The sequence below is a fragment of the Pseudomonas sp. 13159349 genome, from assembly GCF_013305685.1.
In the GTDB taxonomy this organism is placed as follows: domain Bacteria; phylum Pseudomonadota; class Gammaproteobacteria; order Pseudomonadales; family Pseudomonadaceae; genus Aquipseudomonas; species Aquipseudomonas asiatica.
The window spans coordinates 2,608,579-2,625,060 of sequence record NZ_CP045553.1 but is presented as its reverse complement, the minus strand read 5'-3'; the positions used below and the strand labels follow the sequence as shown (position 1 = coordinate 2,625,060).

Genomic DNA, 16,482 nt, shown 5'->3' with positions numbered 1-16,482 from the left:
AACCCGCTCCCACAGGGCCGGCGTCGCACTTGAGATCCCACGGTACCTGTGGGAGCGGGCATGCCCGCGAACACCGGCAAAGCCGGTGCCATTCACCGCGGCGCCTGCTTCGCGGGTAAACCCGCTCCCACAGGGCCGGCGTCGCACTTGAGATCACACGGTGCCTGTGGGAGCGGGCATGCCCGCGAACACCGGCAAAGCCGGTGCCATTCACCGCGGCGCCTGCTTCGCGGGCGCGCCCGCTCCCACAGGTACTGCGCGGGCTTCGAGTTGGCGCTGTACCTGTGGGAGCGGGTTCACCCGCGAAGAGGCCCTCAAGGTCAATCACGGCTGCCGCTTGAATCAAACAAAGCCCAAGCGCCCGTCAGACACCCGGCACCGTCTTCCGCCCAACCAGTTGCTGCCTCTCCACCCCATCCAGCAACGCCTCCACCACCGCCTTGGCCGAATCCAGCCCATGGTCATTGCTCAACAACAGATCACGACAGGTTCCCTTGGCCAGCTCCAGTGCCTTGAGATTGGTCGCAAACGCGCCTTTGAGCAGCGTGGACAGATGCACCAGCGCATCTTCGTAGTCCACCCCAGAACGCACGGCAAACAACGGTGGGTGGCTGCATTCGCACGTGGAGAAACTGGAGGACGCCGTGGTGGCGCGTACGGGAGGATCGGGTAAGCCTTTTGTCATTGTGTCGCTCCTTGATTCACTGGAGCCGCCACACAACGTGACCAAACGAATGGGTGGCGACTGTACGCGGGTTGGTCAACCGGGAATCAAGGAAACCGGCGCGCACGGAGGCGCCCCACGCACAGCCGCCATAAAACGAAACAGCGGGCACAAAAAAGCGCCAACTGTATCGCAGAGCGGGCGCTTGTGCGCCTTGATGATTGCGGGTGACCAAACCCGGCCGCTGGACTTACAGCAGCGGGCAAAGACTACCGGTGTCAGGGAAGCGTTTCAAGCGAAGGGAATGTGCAGTAACACTTCCGTTGGCGCCTCTCACTCATCACCTGCTGGCCAATCAGCAGTGATCACCATGTTGTGTCGCCTGCACCGGCCTCTTCGCGGGTAAACCCGCTCACAAAGGGACGGCGTCGCGCTTACGAAACCAGTTATCCTTTAGCGTCCGCCTTGGCCAAAAGCGATCGACCGCGAATGGCGGCTAACGACCCACGGCGGACACTGATCCAAAGCTCTGTAGTCAGTACCGGCCTCATCGCCGGCAAGCCGGCTCCCACAGGAATATCACCAGCCTTCAGGCATGCGCTGTACCTGTGGGAGCCGCGCTTGCCGGCGATGGGCCGCGAAGCGGCCCCGGTCACAGATGTCCGCTTTGGGTCGTTTGTAGCCATTCGCGACTGGGCACTATCTACCCAAAACGGACGCTGCGCCGGACATCAAAGCCGGACGGATGACTTATCGGGTATCGCTCGCTACCCTGAAATCCCGTCGCCTGACGGTTCCCGGGTCAAATCCCGTTTCACCCAGACGAGCATGTCATGAAATCCCCCACAGGTTTGCTGCTGTCGGCTATCGAACTGGACCGTGCCAGTGCCATACCTCTGTACCGTCAGCTGTATCTGCAAATTCGCAAACAGATACTCAACGGCAGAATTCAGGGGGGCGTGCGCCTGCCGTCGACGCGGACCTTGAGCATCGAGTTGGGGCTGTCGCGGATCACCATCCTCAATGCTTTCGATCAGTTGATTGCCGAAGGTTTTCTGGCCTCGCGCACGGGTGCAGGTACGTATGTCGGTACTGAGTGGGAAAACCGGAGTATCGAGGACGAGCAACCGCGCCAGCCACCGCGCCTGTCCGAACTGAGCCAGTCGATGCTGTCGCTGCGCAGCGATCATTTTCGCGGGGTGTCCTATGCCGACTGGGATCCGGCGACGCCGACCTCCTTCCTGCCTAGTCACAGCACCTATGAAGGGTTTCCGCAAGCAATCTGGCGGCGCCTGATGAACCGTCATTTGCTAAAGCCAACCAAGGCGATCCTGGATTATGGCGAGTTGCAAGGCTTGCAGGCGTTTCGCACAGCGATTGCCGAGTATGTCTTCGATGCGCGAGGTATCGACTGCAATGCCGGGCAAGTGGTGATCGTTTCCGGCGCGCAGCAAGCATTCAACCTGCTGGGCATGCTGCTGCTCAATCCGCAGGACAGTGTCTGGATGGAAGACCCTGGGCACATCGCCGCGCGAATTGCGTTGCAAGCCCAGGGGGCCCAGATCATTCCGTTGCGTATTGATGAACAGGGGATCGATGTCCAGCAAGGCCTTGCCGAGTGCCCTGATGCGCGCCTGGTATTCTGTACGCCTTCGCGTCAGCATCCTTTGGGTGTCACCCTGAGTTATGTGCGGCGCCAGGCACTCATCGACTGGGCTGCGAAGCATCAGAGCTGGATCATCGAGGACGATTGCGACAGCGAGTTTCGCTACAGTGGTCGACTTCTTCCGGCACTGTATGCCATGGACCAGATGGCCCGAGTGATCTATGTCGGCACATTCAGCAAAGTGCTCTTCCCGTCACTGAGACTGGGTTACGTGATTCTGCCGCAGGCTCTGGTCGAGCCCTTCTGCACCCTGCGCGCGGTCATGGATCGCAGCCCGCCCACACTGCTTCAGGCTACAACGGCCGACTTCATGAGCGAAGGCCACTTCCTGGGGCACATCCGCCGCATGCGTGCACTGTACAAGGCGCGCCAGCAGGCGTTGATCGAACAACTTGAAAAGCAGATCGGCAGCTTTTTCAGGATCACTCCGACGGATGCCGGCATGCACCTGATCGCCTGGCTGCCCCCCGAACTCAGTGACACTGAAATCGCCCGGCAACTGGCCCGACACAACATCCACACCTACGCCTTGAGCGACTACCGCATCAAGCATGACCTGCCGCCTGCCCTGTTGATCGGCTTTGCCGGCACGCCTGAAAAGCAGGCCCGGGAGCGTGTCGAGGAGCTGGCCCAGGCTTTGCGCACGCTGGGTTATCTTCCGCCGACCACTTGATGCGTGGAAAGTGGCCTTATCAATTAGTTGATAATGGATCTATCGAGAGTTCCTGGCTGGCGCGATAAAGGCTGCGCCGGTAGACCGGTGCCTGAACCAGGAACAACTCTAATGAACAACAAGATCCAGGAACGATTCAACGCCTTGCTGAGCCACAAGGTGGTCGAACACGTGGCTGCTCCAGTGCTGACAGAGGCACTGGCCCAGCGGCTGCTTGAGCGTCTCGGGCAATTGCGCCTGTTTGCCCACGCCTACCCGCTACTGACCAACCTCACCCACGGTCGTGTCACACCCGCGGACATGCTGGACTTCGCCTATCGCCACGAGCTGCAAGGCCTGAGCCTGCACTTGCTCGACGGCGAGGAAAACAGCCTGAGCCAGATGTCGCCAGAGCAGCTCCAGGTGTTTGCCAGCAAGGCCAAGGCGCTGGGGCTGGATGTGCATCTGGAAATCAGCAGCACGCTGAAAAAGGATGTCGACCAGGTGATCGCCATCGCCAAGGCACTGGGGGTGCGCAACATCCGTGTCTACTCACGTTACGAGGGTCCGCTGTCGCGGGTCATGGACGTGATCGAGACCGACCTGCACTACCTCGCACAACAGGCCGATGCCAACGATCTGTACTTTGACTTCGAGCAGCATGAAGAACTCAAGAGCAGCGAAATCGCGCAGCTGCTCAACCGTGTCAACCACCCTCGCCTGCATGCCCTGTTCGACTTCGGCAACATGATCAATGCCTGCGAACAGCCCCTGCAGGCCCTGCACAACCTGGCGCCGCACATCCGCCAGGCTCACCTCAAGGGCGTACGCATCGTCCCCGAACAAAACGGCTTCGGCCATTACGGCGTGTTGCAAGGCAGCGACGAAGACGATCTGCCCAGCGCCCGCATGCTGTTCGAACTGTTGATGCTGGGCGAAGCAACCCCGCAAGTGATCGCGTTCATTCTCGAGCAGGAAAATCACTACGTGGCCCCGGCCTTCCGGCAGAGCCTCGAAGCAGCCGATCCATTCATTGCTTACCGGGAGATGAGCGAAACGCCGCTCCCGAAAGGCTACTCGCTCGAGCGCATGCTGGCCGACGAACACCGCTGGGCGAACAATCAGGTGGCCTATGTCCGAGGTTTGCTGGGCGAACTGCGCACCTTGGCTGAACTGACCCTGGCCGCTCCTTCCAACGCCTGAACCTGACGACCCGATTACGCCCGGAGAACAATAATGACAACTCAAAACAAGGCCAAATGGCTCAGATTCCTGATTCTCATCCTTGGTGGCGGCACCATTTACAAGCTGGCGAACCTCAAGGACGCCTTCTATGTCCCCATGCAGGAATTCATGGGCCTGAGCCACACTGAAATCGGCATGCTGTTGAGTGCCAACGCGATCATCGCGACTGCACTGTTCGTGGTTGGTGGCCTGCTCGCCGATCGCTACGACACGCGCAAACTGATCCCCCTCGGCCTGATCGGGACCGGGAGCCTGGGGTTGTACCTGGCGACCTTTCCGCCCTTCAGCAGTTTGCTGATCGTGTTCAGTCTGTTGGCCGTCTGTGCCGACTGCCTGTTCTGGCCATCGTTGCTCAAGGCCATCCGCAATCTGGGTGACGATCAGGAGCAAGGCCGGTTGTTCGGCCTGCTGGAAGGCGGGCGTGGCGTGGTTGATACGCTGGTGGCCTTTTCCGCACTGGGCGTGTTCGTCGCCATGGGCTCGGGGGAAGCCGGCCTGAAATCGGCGATCCTGTTCTACTCGGTCATCGACATTCTGGCTGGCACCCTGACCTGGGTCCTGCTCAAGGGCGGTAATGCGCAATCGGCCACCAAGCCGAAAAACGGTCTGGCAAACCTGATGGAGGCTATCAAGGTACCCGGTATCTGGTTGGTCAGCCTCAATGTGTTCATGGTCTACATCGTCTACTGCGGCCTGACCTATTTCATCCCCTACCTCAAGGAAATGTACGGGTTGCCAGTAGCGTTGGTAGGCGCCTACGGCATCATCAATCAATACTTCCTGAAAATCCTCGGCGGGCCTGCCGGCGGTTTCATTGCCGACAAGCAGTTCAAGAGTACCAGCCGTTACCTGAAGTGGGCATTTCTGGCGCTATTGCCGCTGATGGCCGTGATCATGCTGATTCCTAAAAGCCCGGGCTTCATCTATGCGGGGATGGCGGCCACCCTATCCTTCGCCCTGATTGTTTTCTCGATGCGCGGCGTGTTCTGGGCCCCCATGGGCGAAGTCGGCATTCCCCAGCACATCACCGGCTCGGCCTTCGGCATCGGTTGCCTGATCGGCTATGCCCCCGGCATGTTTGCCTACGTCATCTATGGCGCGATCCTCGACCACTTCCCTGGTCAACAGGGCTACAACTATGTGTTCATTCTGATGAGCATGCTGGCCATTGCAGGCTTCATGGTGTCCAGCCTTCTCTATCAAGCGGTACGCAAAAAATCCGTGCTCTCTGGCGGGGCCGACGCGGTACAAGCCTGATCGTCGCCATGGGCTTCAGGAGGAGGGTTCGTCCATCATGCCGAGCCCTCCTCCGCCCACAACGCCGGTGTTCGCGGCTAAAACCCCACAGGTACAGCGTTGCTCTCGAGGTTGTGGCTGTACCTGTAGGAGCGGCCTTGTGTCGCGAAAGGGCCGCATCGCGGCCCCAGGATTGATGCGCAACAGTTGAAATTGCCGGGGCCGCTGCGCGCCCCATCGCGACACAAGGCCGCTCCTACATGGGCCCTGCTGATTCAATGAGTTATGTGCAGTTCCATGAGAGATGACAAAAGCTGAGTTGCTTGCCAAGGTCGATCGTTAGCCATTGGATCTTGTTTCGTCTGGCGGGCCAGGCGTTGAACCAAGCCATTGCAAGCAGGCCTGAAGAGGCCATAGGCTGCCTTCTCATGAATCGGCCACTTACGTTGGATAAACGATGATCGAGCTACAAGGATGTGGAGCGTCTTCAGGCCTGGAGTGTCGGCCAGTCGGGCCCGCTGACGCAGCAATGATCTGCTCGCATCGCCAGGAGATGTTTCTTGAGGCAGGTGGCGACCCTGAAAAACTGCAAGTCATGACTCAGCACTTTCGCCCATGGCTGGAAGAGCGGCTCGGTGACGGTCGGTATTACGGTTTCAAGCTCCTGGATGGCGACCAACCGGTTGCAGCCATCGGCCTGATGAGCATTGACTGGCCTCCCCATCCATCGCACCCAACCCTGGACAAACGTGGGTACGTGCTGAATGTGTTCGTCCAGCCGGCCTACCGCCGCCGCGGCCTGGCTTCGGCCTTGATGCAGGCTGCTGACGCCGAGTTCGCTCGCCGAGGTATCACCTTCGCTGTCCTGCATGCCACCGAGACGGGTAAACCGGTCTATGAGCAGACCGGCTGGATGGAACGTCGGAAATGGCCAAATCCATTGAATGATAGTGACCGTTTTCGATCTGCAAGCGACGCCCAGAGCATTCTGCGTCGGTGACTGCGTCATAACCTGACACTTGGAACGAAACGCACTACTCCTTGCTTGCGCGGCCGGAGTGCCGCCTCGCCATGGACTCGCTCCAATTCGGAGCAAAAGCTGCAGCTCGGTGCATAGCGCGCCTTTTTTCGAGGCGCGCCTGCTCCCCCCTCCCGACGTTCCCGCACGGCTGCATGCGGCGCAGTCAGCGAATTCAGCAATAAAACCCAAGAGTTTCAAGGTGTTACCGCCAGCCCGTTGCCACTCCAGAACTGTGCCTGGCTTTCGGCACCTTCATTGCAATGGCCTCTTGCGTGCATAACGCACAGCAATTGATCGGATTCGAGGCTCACCGCAGACAAAACACCCACCGACCCGCAAGGCCGCACCCTGAAACACGTAGATGAACCGCAATGAAGCTGCCGGCAACGGTGGCAAGGAGTGGGTATGTCCCGGGCATTTTTCAATGAAATGTATGATACGAACGGAAGTTGCCGCCCGCATTACCAGGAGTTCGCCCGCTGGTTGGCAAACACCCCGCTGGAGTTGCTGGAGCAACGCCGACGCGAAGCTGACCTGCTGTTTCACCGCGCCGGTATCACCTTCACCTTGTACGGTGACAAAGAGGACACCGAGCGCCTGATCCCCTTTGACATCATCCCGCGCAGCATTCGCGCCAGCGAATGGCGCATGGTCGAGCGCGGCTGTATCCAGCGGGTTCAGGCGTTGAACCTGTTCCTGCAGGACATCTACCACGACCAGCGCATCCTAAAGGCCGGCATCATCCCGCCGGAACAAGTGCTGGCCAACGAAGGCTACCAGATCGCCATGCAGGGCCTGGGCCTACACCGTGGGCTCTATGCCCATATCGCTGGCGTCGACCTGGTCCGTGACGGGGATGGCAGCTACTTCGTGCTGGAGGACAACCTGCGCACCCCCAGCGGGGTCAGCTACATGCTCGAAGACCGCAAGATGATGATGCGGCTGTTCCCCGAGCTGTTCGCCGCACAGCGTATCGCGCCCATCGACCACTACCCCAACCTGCTGCTGGACACGCTCAAGAGCGCCAGCCCACTGGACAACCCCACTGCCGTGTTGCTCACCCCTGGCCGCTTCAACAGTGCCTATTTCGAGCACGCCTTCCTGGCCCGGGAAATGGGCATCGAACTGGTCGAGGGTGCGGACCTGTTCATCCGTGACGAGCACGTCTACATGCGTACTACCGCTGGTCCAAAACAGGTGGATGTGATCTATCGCCGTCTGGACGACGACTACCTCGACCCGCTGTCGTTCAACCCTGACTCGATGCTGGGCGTGCCGGGGCTGATTTCGGTGTACCGCGCTGGCAACGTGGTGCTGGCCAATGCGGTAGGCACCGGGGTGGCAGACGACAAGTCGATCTACCCCTATGTCGACGACATGATCCGCTTCTATCTGAGCGAAGAGCCGGTCCTGAACAATGTCCCTACCTGGCAGTGCCGCAGGCCTGCAGAGCTTTCCCATGTCCTGGCCCACCTGCCCGAGCTGGTGGTCAAGGAAACCCAGGGGTCCGGTGGCTACGGCATGTTGGTCGGGCCTGCGGCGACCAGCGCACAGATCGAGGACTTCCGCGCCCGCATCAAGGCCCGCCCGCACGCCTACATCGCTCAACCTACCCTGTGCCTTTCCACATGCCCGACCTTCGTCGACAGCGGCATCGCGCCGCGCCACATCGACCTGCGCCCGTTCGTGCTGTCCGGCAGTGAAACCCGACTGGTGCCAGGCGGCCTTACCCGCGTGGCCCTTCAGGAAGGTTCGCTGGTGGTCAACTCGTCGCAAGGCGGCGGTACCAAGGACACCTGGGTGGTGGAGGACTGAACCATGCTTTCGAGAACTGCTTCCGACCTTTACTGGATGTCGCGCTACCTGGAGCGTGCAGAGAACCTTGCGCGCATGCTCGAGGTCAGTTATTCGCTATCGCTGATGCCCCAGGCTGGCCGCAGCGACGGCCATGCCGAGCTGGCCATGTCACTGCTGGCATCCGGAACGCTGGACGACTACCGCCGCCGGCACACCGAGCTGGACACCGAGCGCATGCTGCACTTCTTCGCCCTCGATGCGACCAACCCCGGCAGCATCTATTGCTGCCTGCAGGCGGCCAGGACCAATGCCCACGCAGTGCGTGGCCGCATCACTGCCGACATGTGGGAGAACATCAACGCTACCTGGATCGAGATGCGCAACATTGCCAGCAATGGTCTCGGCCGTTATGGCATCAGCCAGTTCTGCGACTGGGTCAAGGAACGCTCGCACCTGTTCCGCGGTGCTACTTCAGGCACCATCATGCGCAACGACGCTTACAGCTTCATCCGCCTGGGGACCTTCCTGGAGCGGGCTGACAACACCCTGCGCCTGCTCGATGCACGCTATGAAATGTTCGGGGAGGCCTCCGAGGAAGTCAGCGATGATTCTGCCCGCGGCTATTACCAATGGAGCGCCTTGCTGCGCGCGCTGACCTCCTACGAAGCCTTCAACGAACTGTATCGCGCCGCACCCAGTGCACGACCGGTGTCCGAGTTGCTATTGCTGCGGGTCGATGTGCCCCGCTCGCTGCATGCCTGCATCGAGGAGCTGGACCAGATCCTTGCCAGCCTGCCGGGCAGCACCGGGCGCGCCGCCCAGCGCATGGCCGCCGAACTCAACGCTCGCCTGCGCTACACCGCGATCGACGAAATACTCGAAGCAGGGTTGCACCCGTGGTTGAGCGACTTCATTGGGCGCATCAATCAACTGGGCCAGGCGGTCCACCACTCCTATCTGGAGGTCGTATGAAACTGTCCATTCGCCACGACACTACCTACAGCTATGCAAGCGATGTGTGCAACAGCATCCAGTTCCTGCGCCTGACGCCACGCAGCAGCGAGCGCCAGCGCATCACTGAATGGCAACTCGACCTGCCCTGCAAGGTCAAGGGCCAGATCGACCCGTATGGCAACATCCTGCATGTACTGACCTTGGACAAACCCCATGGCCACCTGGCACTGACCGCCAGCGGCCAGGTAGAAATCGACCCGGATCGCGAGCAGGAGGCCGGCGAACATTCACCCCTGCCCTTCCTGCGCGGCAGCCACCTGACCCAGGCCGATGACACACTCAAGGCCTTCGCCAGCCGACATTGTGGCGAGCACCGCGACCGGGCGGCGCTGATCGGGCTGATGCAAGGCCTGGCCGAGCACATGCCATACAGCCCCGGTGCCACATCGGTGGGCACCACTGCCATCGAAGCGTTCAGCGGCGCTGCCGGGGTGTGCCAGGACCATACCCATGCGTTCCTCGCCTGCGCGCGCAGCCTGGGTATTCCGGCACGCTATGTGTCCGGTTACCTATGTACCGAAGACGAGCAGCACCTGGCCAGCCATGCCTGGGCGGAAGCCTGGGTCGATGACGCCTGGTACAGCTTCGACATCACCAACCGCCTGACCCGGCCAGAACGCCACCTGAAGCTGGCAGTGGGCCTGGACTACCTCGATGCCTGCCCGGTCAGGGGCGTGCGCCGCGGGGGCGGCGCCGAATCGATGCAGGCCAGCGTACACGTGCACCGCCAATGACAGGTGCGGCATCCGTTCATGAAAAAAACAAGGGAAACAGCATGACCTATTGTGTCGCCATGCACCTGGCGGACGGGCTTGTCTTCATCAGCGACTCACGCACCAATGCGGGCATCGACCAGATCGCCAGCTTTGCCAAGCTGTTCGTGTTCGGCGTGCCGGGGGAGCGCCTGATCGTCCTGCAGACCGCTGGCAACCTGGCGACCTCGCAATCGGTGGTGAACCTGCTCCAGCAACGTACGAAGGGCCCCGGCCCCCACCTGTTGAACGTTGCGACGCTCTACGATGCAACGGTACTGGTCGCCGACACCTTGCGCGAGGTGGTCAGCCGTGATCGCAGCAAGCTGTCGGCCGGAATCGACCTGAGCAGTTCGTTCATCGTCGGCGGCCAGATTGCCGGCGGCCCCATGGGCATATACAACGTCTATGCGCAGGGCAATTTCTTCCAGGCCACGCCGGACACCCCGTTCCTGCAACTGGGCGAAAGCAAGTACGGGCGGCCGATTCTGGACCGTAACCTCGGCTACCATATGCCACTCGATGAAGCGTTGCGCTGTGGCCTGATCTCGTTCGACTCAACCATTCGCAGCAACCTGTCGGTGGGCATGCCGTTGGACTTGCTGGTGTATCAGAAGGACAGCCTGGAAACACCGAAACGCCAGCGTATCGCCAGCGACGATGTGTATTACGAGCAGATACGCAGGCAGTGGAGCGACGGGCTCAAAAGACTGTTGGCCGAACTGCCAGCGCCGCCGTACTGATTGGCAGGGCCACTGTGGAAACGGGCATGCCCGTTCCTACAGTGGCCTTGGTCCTACTCCAGCGGAATAGTCAGGCGATCGATGACGGCGCGGGTTTCTGGCCGTACCCCGCGCCACCAGGCGAAAGCCTCCGCCGCCTGCTCGACCAACATGCCGACACCGTCGGCCAGGCGCACCACCCCCTGCGCCTGGGCCATGCGCAGGAACGGCGTAAGGCCTTTGCCATACGCCAGCTCGTAAGCCAGCTGCGTCGCGCCCAGCACGCCTTCAGGCAGTGGCGGCAGCTCGCCGGTGAGGCTGGCAGAGGTGGCGTTGACCACGATGTCGAAGGACTGTCCCTCCAGCTCCTCATAACGGCTGATGCGCAGCCTTGGATGATCCAGTTCGTTGCGCAGGGCGAGCGCCTTGGCCATGTCACGGTTGGCAAGCACCAGCTCGCTCGGCCCCGCCTGCAGGAACGGCAGCAATGCACCGCGTACCGCGCCACCGGCGCCGAGCAACAGTACCCGTCGATTGGCCAGCGGCTCACCGAGGTTTTCCTCGATATCCCGCAGCAAGCCGATGCCGTCGAAATTTTCGGCAAAGATACGGCCATCCTCGAACTTCAACGCATTGGCCGCCCGCGCCAACTGGGCGCGCTCGCTGCGCTGGTCGGCCAGCTCGAAGGCTCGCAGCTTGAACGGCGCGGTGATGTTCATGCCCAACCCGCCATCACTGCGAAACTGCAGTACCTGAGCCTCGAAGCCCTCGAGCTCGCCCTCCAGCGCGCCATACTCCAGGCACTGGCCGGCGACCTGGGCGAACAGGCCATGAATCAACGGGGACTTGGTGTGGTTGATCGGCCGACCGATCACTGCATAGCGGTCGCTCATCGTGCATCTCCGTGGGTGAACAGCACACCGTCTGCCTGCATGGCGGTGATTTCTTCAGGGGTGAAACCTAGGCCGGCGGCCACTTCGGCATTGTGCTGACCGAGGTCCGGGGCCACCTGGTGGATCGTGGTGTCACAGTCGGAAAAGCGAAACGGCAGGTTGGGCAGGCGCAAGGTACCGTAGCGCGGGTGCTGCTGCTCGATGACCATGTCGCGCGCCTTAATCTGCGGGTCGGCCACCACCTCGTCGATGCGCTGCACCTTGGCGCTGGGGATGTCGATGTCATCGAGCAACTGCAGGATATCCGCCACCAGGCGCGCGCCGACCCAGTCGCGAACCACGGCCAGAATCGCCTGGCGATGGGCGTTGCGGCCATTGAGGCTGTGGTAGCGGCTGTCGCTGCCGAACCCGGCCGGGCCACCGTTGGCTTCCAGCATCGCGGCAAAGCGCTTCCAGGCATCGTCGACCTGGGCGGCGATTACCAAGTCGCCATCGGCCGCGCGAAACACGCCGTACAGGGTGGAGGTGGGCATGTCATGGCCGGTCTGCTCGGGCAGGACGGTGCCGTCGGACAAGGTGTAGCACTGCACCGCATATTCATGCATCGACACCAGCGTGTCGTACAGGGCCATGTCGATGTGCTGGCCGCGTCCACTGTTCACCCGGCCCAGCAATGCCGCATTGATCGCCGCCACGGCATGAATGCCGGTGTACATGTCGCCAAGGGAAATGCGCAGCAACGGCGGCGCTTCGCCCGGCACGCCGACCATCTGCATGATCCCGCTCTTGGCCTCGGCGATCAGCCCGAAACCGGCGCGGTGGGCATCCGGCCCGGTATGGCCATAGGCGGAGATGGAGCAGTACACCAGACGCGGGTTGCGCGCCGACAGCTCGGCATAGCCCAGGCCCAGCTTGTCCAGGGCGCCGGGGCGATAGTTTTCGATGAACACATCGGCCGAGTCGGTCAGGCGCTGCATGAACGCTTTGCCACGCGGGTCCTTCATGTTCACGCTGACGCCCTGCTTGCCCATGTTCAGCTGCAGGAAGTAACCGCTCTGCTGCTCATCAAGGGTAAATGCATGCTGGCGCCCGGCATCGCCGCTGCCCGGCCGTTCGACCTTGATCACCTCGGCGCCGAGTGCTGCCAGGCAGCGGCCCACATAGGGCCCGGCGAGGAAGTGGCTGTAGTCGATGACGCGGATACCTGCCAATGGCAATGCCTGGCTCATGCCTGCACCCTCCGGGGCACCATCAGCCGGTGCTCGCCACGCTGCACGACTTCGCCGTGCTGGTTGATCAGCTCCGACGGCAAGACCACGATGCCCCAGCCCGGTCGACTGTTGCTCGGGCGCATCGCCCCCACGCGCATGCGCACGTGCAGCACATCGTCGACCTTGATCGGCAGCACGAAGTCCCAGGTCCAGCCCAGCGACATGCCCGGTACAAAGCGGTATTCGCACTGGGTCTTCAGGCCGTCGGCGATCGACAGGCCGAACAGGCCGTGGGCAACCAGGCAGCCGAAATGACTGGCGTTGGCGTAGGCCTCGTCGACATGCACCGGGGTGTGGTCGCCGGTGAGGTCTGCGTAGGCCAGGATACGTTCGCGGGTCACCGTGTAGGTGGGGCTGATGCATTCATCGCCTTCGCGGGCATCGTCCCAGTATCTTTCCACTACGCTCATGCCACCACCTCTGCACGTGGGTCGATGGCCAGTGCCTGGGCGACGCATTTCGCCGGCGATGCCTGAATGAACTCGACCGCAAGGCCGTCAGGCAGGCGCAGCCAGTTGCGGCCCTGGGGCATTTCGCTCACGCCGAAACGCTGTGCGGCGGCCAGGGTAGCTTCGAGGTCCTCGCACATGATGCCCAGGTGCGCCATGCGCCCTTCCGGGCCGGCAAAGTCCGGTTGGTGGATGAACTGCAGGCCACCAAGGGTCCAGTACTGTGCAGGCTGCTCGACGTCACCCTGTATTTCACGCATGGTCATGCCACACACCTCGCTGAAAAAGCGGATGTGCCACTGGATGTCGCGCACCCAGAACGCCACGTGTTCAAGGTAGGCTTTCGGCTGGCTCATGGATTACTCCCCTTCTGCTGATCGGCCATGGCGCGTTCGATGCCCTTGATGCAGGCCACCAGGGTCGCGTTGACCGGCGTGGCCACGCCATGGCGCTGGCCCCAGCGCACGACGGAGCCATTGATGAAATCGATCTCGGTGACCGAACCCTTTTCCAGGCTCTGCAGCATCGAGGTACGGAAGCTTGCCGGCAGGCCTTCGGCGGCCAGCCGCCATGCAGAATCCGGGCTGGTGAGGCTCAGGCGGATGCCTGCTCGTTCAGCGACGGCAATGGCTTCAGCCACCGCTGCCTTGGCGGTGCTTTCCAGCAGCGGCTCGCTGTACAACTGGCCATAACCGAGCCTGGTGATGCCGCTGAGCGCGCCTGTCGCGACGTTGACCAGCAGCTTGTCCCACATGGTGCCGAGAATGTTGTCACTGACCGTGGTGGCGAGCCCGGCGCCATTGAAGACCTCGGCGATGGCCTGCACACGCAGCGTCCTTTGGCCGTCGAGCTCGCCGATGAAAGTCTGCTTGCCCGCAACACCGGCGCGAATCGAACCCGGCGCCAGCAGCACGCCACCGACGTAGGTCTTGCCAGCCAGCACCCGCTCACGGCCCACGGCCTCGGCCAGGATGTCTTCATGGCCAAGACCGTTCTGCAGTGACAGCACAAGCGTCTGCGGCCCGATCAGCGCCTTGGCCCCGGCAATCGCCTCGCCGGTGTGGAATGACTTGACCAGCACCACCACCAGGTCGGCCACGCCCACGGTTGCCGCGGCGCAGGCTGCCTTCACCGGGACCTGCCGCTCGCCGCGTTCGTCCTGCACCCGCAGCCCGTGCAGGTTCATCGCCTCGACATGTGCATGGCCACGGTTCAACAGCCAGGTTTCGTGCCCCGCTTCGCTCAAGGCCGCACCGATGGCACAACCCAGGGCGCCGGCGCCCAGAATGCAGATTTTCAAATCGCTGACCTCCTGTGGTTTGCGACTACCTTATGCAGCGAGCCTTATTTCGGCTATACAATGGACTCAATACACTTATTGGATTTCGCAATAATGAGTGCGCTCGACGCTTTGCCCGACCCCAAGCTGCTGCAACTGTTCGATGTGCTGTATCAATGCCGCAGCGTCACTCGCAGTGCTGAACAGCTCGGCCAGAGCCAACCTACCGTGAGCATCTGGTTGGGGCGCTTGCGTGAAGAGTTGAACGACCCACTGTTCGTGCGTACGCCAGGCGGCATGGCGCCAACCCCGCGGGCAGACCAGCTGATCGGGCCATGCCGCGAGGTGCTGGAATCGCTGCGGCGCCTGACTACCTGGGAGCCGCAGTTCGTTCCGGCCACGGCGCAGCGGCGCTTTCGCCTGTGCGTCAGTGATGCCAGCCATATCACCCTGCTGCCCAGCATCCTCAACCACCTGCGCACCCACGCGCCGGGTATTCGCCTGGAAGCTGCACGCATCGATGGCAATACCGAGAGCGCGCTGGAGTCGGGCGAGGCGGACCTGGCCATCGGCTTCGTGCCCTGGCTGGGTGCGGGGATGTATCAGCAAGTGTTGTTCGAGCAGGACTGGGTCTGCCTGAGCAACCCGCTACACCCTCGATTGAGCAACGGCATGAGCGTGGCGGGTTACCAGGCCGAGGGGCATGTACAAATCAGTGCCGGGACCGGGCAGAAGTTACTGGAGGCTGGCCTGGCGCGGGCCGGCATCGAACGCAGGATCATGCTGGAGCTGCCGGCGTTTCTGGGGTTGGGGATGATTGTCGGGTCGACCGACCTGGTGGCTACGTTGCCACGGCACATCGGCCAGACACTCGCCGACATGCATGGTTTGCACGTGCACGATTGCCCGTTTGCAGTGGAAGGTTTCACGGTCAAGCAGCACTGGCACGCACGGTACCAGCAAGACAGCGGGAATCGCTGGATCAGGGAGGTGGTGCGGGGCTTGTTTCAAACAGGGGCCGGTTAGCACACACGGCGAAACCTTCGCTCGCCTCATCGCTCCATGGATCTGGGCTGACCCGCCGTTCAACGGGCATAGCGTGCCGCCTATTTGCCGACCGCGCCGGGCGCGGGTCGAAGGCGACGGGGCCGCGAAGCGGCCGGTCTCTGGGCCGACAGCAATTGTCCACGAACGGCGACTAACGACCCATTACGGCCCTTGGCGCAAGGCCCCTAACGGCCATTTGAAGTCATTAAGAACAGCAGCCTGGGTCGTAGACGGCGCTTCAAATGGTCAACCGCTTCTCCATCGGTTGGTAGATCAGCCCGGCAAGCTCGCCCACTTCCCCTGCCAACGCAAAACCGTAACGTTCATAAGCGGCCACTGAAGATAGCGACGCTCTAACTGTTACTACATTGGCCCTGGCCTGCTCCAGAGCCGCATTCATCAAGCGCCTCCCAACGCCGTGGCGCTGCCAGGCCGGCGCAACGAACAGCATCGCCACATGGCGCCCTTCCTTCAGCTCGATCAGCCCGACCAGGGTTCCCTCCGCGACACAAACCAGCATCAGGTTGTCACTTACCATTCGTTCGGCAAACGCCTTCTGAGCAACCACCTTTGCGAAGGTTTCCACGCCCTGGGCAGACAGCGATGGCGCAACCGCTAGCATGAACGCATCCAAGCACAGGGCGTTGGCGCTTGGCAGGTCTTCCTGAGTCATCTTGCGTATCTGCATGGTCGTCGTCCGTGACTTGGGCAGGGGTATTTTTATACCAGAACATCCGACTTAGAGATATGCAACAACGCCTCTGCTAACAGACA

Annotated in this window: 15 protein-coding genes and 1 pseudogene; 9 read left to right on the top strand and 7 right to left on the bottom strand. The window is 61.8% G+C overall.

Annotated features, from left to right (window positions below; genetic code table 11):
- Positions 1 to 364 precede the first annotated feature (364 nt).
- Positions 365 to 601, bottom strand: a complete 237-nt coding sequence (locus tag GEV38_RS12335; protein ID WP_015270586.1) for a hypothetical protein — start codon at positions 599 to 601, stop codon at positions 365 to 367.
- 896 nt (positions 602 to 1,497) lie between these two features.
- Between GEV38_RS12335 and GEV38_RS12330 the strand changes: the two genes are divergently transcribed.
- The 8 genes and pseudogenes from GEV38_RS12330 (at position 1,498) to GEV38_RS12295 (ending at position 10,790) form a co-directional block, all read left to right on the top strand.
- Positions 1,498 to 3,003, top strand: coding sequence for a PLP-dependent aminotransferase family protein (locus GEV38_RS12330; protein ID WP_054573806.1), 1,506 nt, complete (start codon positions 1,498 to 1,500; stop codon positions 3,001 to 3,003).
- Positions 3,004 to 3,114: 111 nt separating this feature from the next.
- On the top strand, positions 3,115 to 4,185 hold the full coding sequence (locus tag GEV38_RS12325; protein WP_015270109.1) for a sugar phosphate isomerase/epimerase: 1,071 nt from the start codon (positions 3,115 to 3,117) through the stop codon (positions 4,183 to 4,185).
- A 33-nt stretch (positions 4,186 to 4,218) separates the two neighbouring features.
- The gene (locus GEV38_RS12320) at positions 4,219 to 5,484 is read left to right on the top strand and encodes an MFS transporter (RefSeq protein WP_039612867.1); all 1,266 of its coding nucleotides are present in this window, start codon (positions 4,219 to 4,221) and stop codon (positions 5,482 to 5,484) included.
- 436 nt (positions 5,485 to 5,920) lie between these two features.
- A pseudogene (locus tag GEV38_RS12315) lies at positions 5,921 to 6,411 on the top strand (GNAT family N-acetyltransferase).
- Between the two features lie 478 nt (positions 6,412 to 6,889).
- Positions 6,890 to 8,299 (top strand): circularly permuted type 2 ATP-grasp protein, encoded by a 1,410-nt coding sequence (locus tag GEV38_RS12310; protein WP_015270106.1) that lies wholly within the window; start codon positions 6,890 to 6,892, stop codon positions 8,297 to 8,299.
- Between the two features lie 3 nt (positions 8,300 to 8,302).
- The gene (locus GEV38_RS12305; RefSeq protein ID WP_015270105.1) at positions 8,303 to 9,253 is read left to right on the top strand and encodes an alpha-E domain-containing protein; all 951 of its coding nucleotides are present in this window, start codon (positions 8,303 to 8,305) and stop codon (positions 9,251 to 9,253) included.
- Positions 9,250 to 10,029 (top strand): transglutaminase family protein, encoded by a 780-nt coding sequence (locus tag GEV38_RS12300; protein WP_015270104.1) that lies wholly within the window; start codon positions 9,250 to 9,252, stop codon positions 10,027 to 10,029. The genes GEV38_RS12305 and GEV38_RS12300 overlap by 4 nt, the downstream gene beginning before the upstream one ends.
- 41 nt (positions 10,030 to 10,070) lie before the next feature.
- Positions 10,071 to 10,790, top strand: coding sequence for a proteasome-type protease (locus GEV38_RS12295; RefSeq protein WP_015270103.1), 720 nt, complete (start codon positions 10,071 to 10,073; stop codon positions 10,788 to 10,790).
- A 53-nt stretch (positions 10,791 to 10,843) separates the two neighbouring features.
- Here GEV38_RS12295 and aroE read toward each other — a convergent pair whose 3' ends face one another.
- The 5 genes from aroE to GEV38_RS12270 are packed head-to-tail and all read right to left on the bottom strand — an operon-like array spanning position 10,844 to position 14,682.
- Positions 10,844 to 11,662, bottom strand: coding sequence for a shikimate dehydrogenase (gene aroE, locus GEV38_RS12290; RefSeq protein WP_054573807.1), 819 nt, complete (start codon positions 11,660 to 11,662; stop codon positions 10,844 to 10,846).
- Positions 11,659 to 12,891 carry a CaiB/BaiF CoA-transferase family protein gene (locus GEV38_RS12285; protein WP_054573808.1) on the bottom strand — a complete coding sequence of 411 codons (1,233 nt, stop codon included), beginning with the start codon at positions 12,889 to 12,891 and terminating at the stop codon, positions 11,659 to 11,661. The genes aroE and GEV38_RS12285 overlap by 4 nt, the downstream gene beginning before the upstream one ends.
- Positions 12,888 to 13,343 (bottom strand): MaoC family dehydratase, encoded by a 456-nt coding sequence (locus GEV38_RS12280; RefSeq protein ID WP_003256790.1) that lies wholly within the window; start codon positions 13,341 to 13,343, stop codon positions 12,888 to 12,890. Before GEV38_RS12280 ends, GEV38_RS12285 begins: the two co-directional genes overlap by 4 nt.
- Complete coding sequence (locus GEV38_RS12275) at positions 13,340 to 13,738, bottom strand: VOC family protein (RefSeq protein ID WP_015270100.1); 399 nt, start codon at positions 13,736 to 13,738, stop codon at positions 13,340 to 13,342. Before GEV38_RS12275 ends, GEV38_RS12280 begins: the two co-directional genes overlap by 4 nt.
- On the bottom strand, positions 13,735 to 14,682 hold the full coding sequence (locus GEV38_RS12270; protein WP_173895837.1) for a ketopantoate reductase family protein: 948 nt from the start codon (positions 14,680 to 14,682) through the stop codon (positions 13,735 to 13,737). Before GEV38_RS12270 ends, GEV38_RS12275 begins: the two co-directional genes overlap by 4 nt.
- Before the next feature lie 93 nt (positions 14,683 to 14,775).
- On the opposite strand from GEV38_RS12270, the gene GEV38_RS12265 reads away from it, so the two are divergent.
- Positions 14,776 to 15,687 carry a LysR family transcriptional regulator gene (locus GEV38_RS12265; protein WP_015270098.1) on the top strand — a complete coding sequence of 304 codons (912 nt, stop codon included), beginning with the start codon at positions 14,776 to 14,778 and terminating at the stop codon, positions 15,685 to 15,687.
- 259 nt (positions 15,688 to 15,946) lie between these two features.
- Here the strand turns inward: GEV38_RS12265 and GEV38_RS12260 are convergent, their stop codons facing one another.
- A complete protein-coding gene (locus GEV38_RS12260) occupies positions 15,947 to 16,396 on the bottom strand; it encodes a GNAT family N-acetyltransferase (RefSeq protein ID WP_173895835.1) in 450 nt (149 codons plus the stop codon).
- Between the last annotated feature and the right edge of the window lie 86 nt (positions 16,397 to 16,482).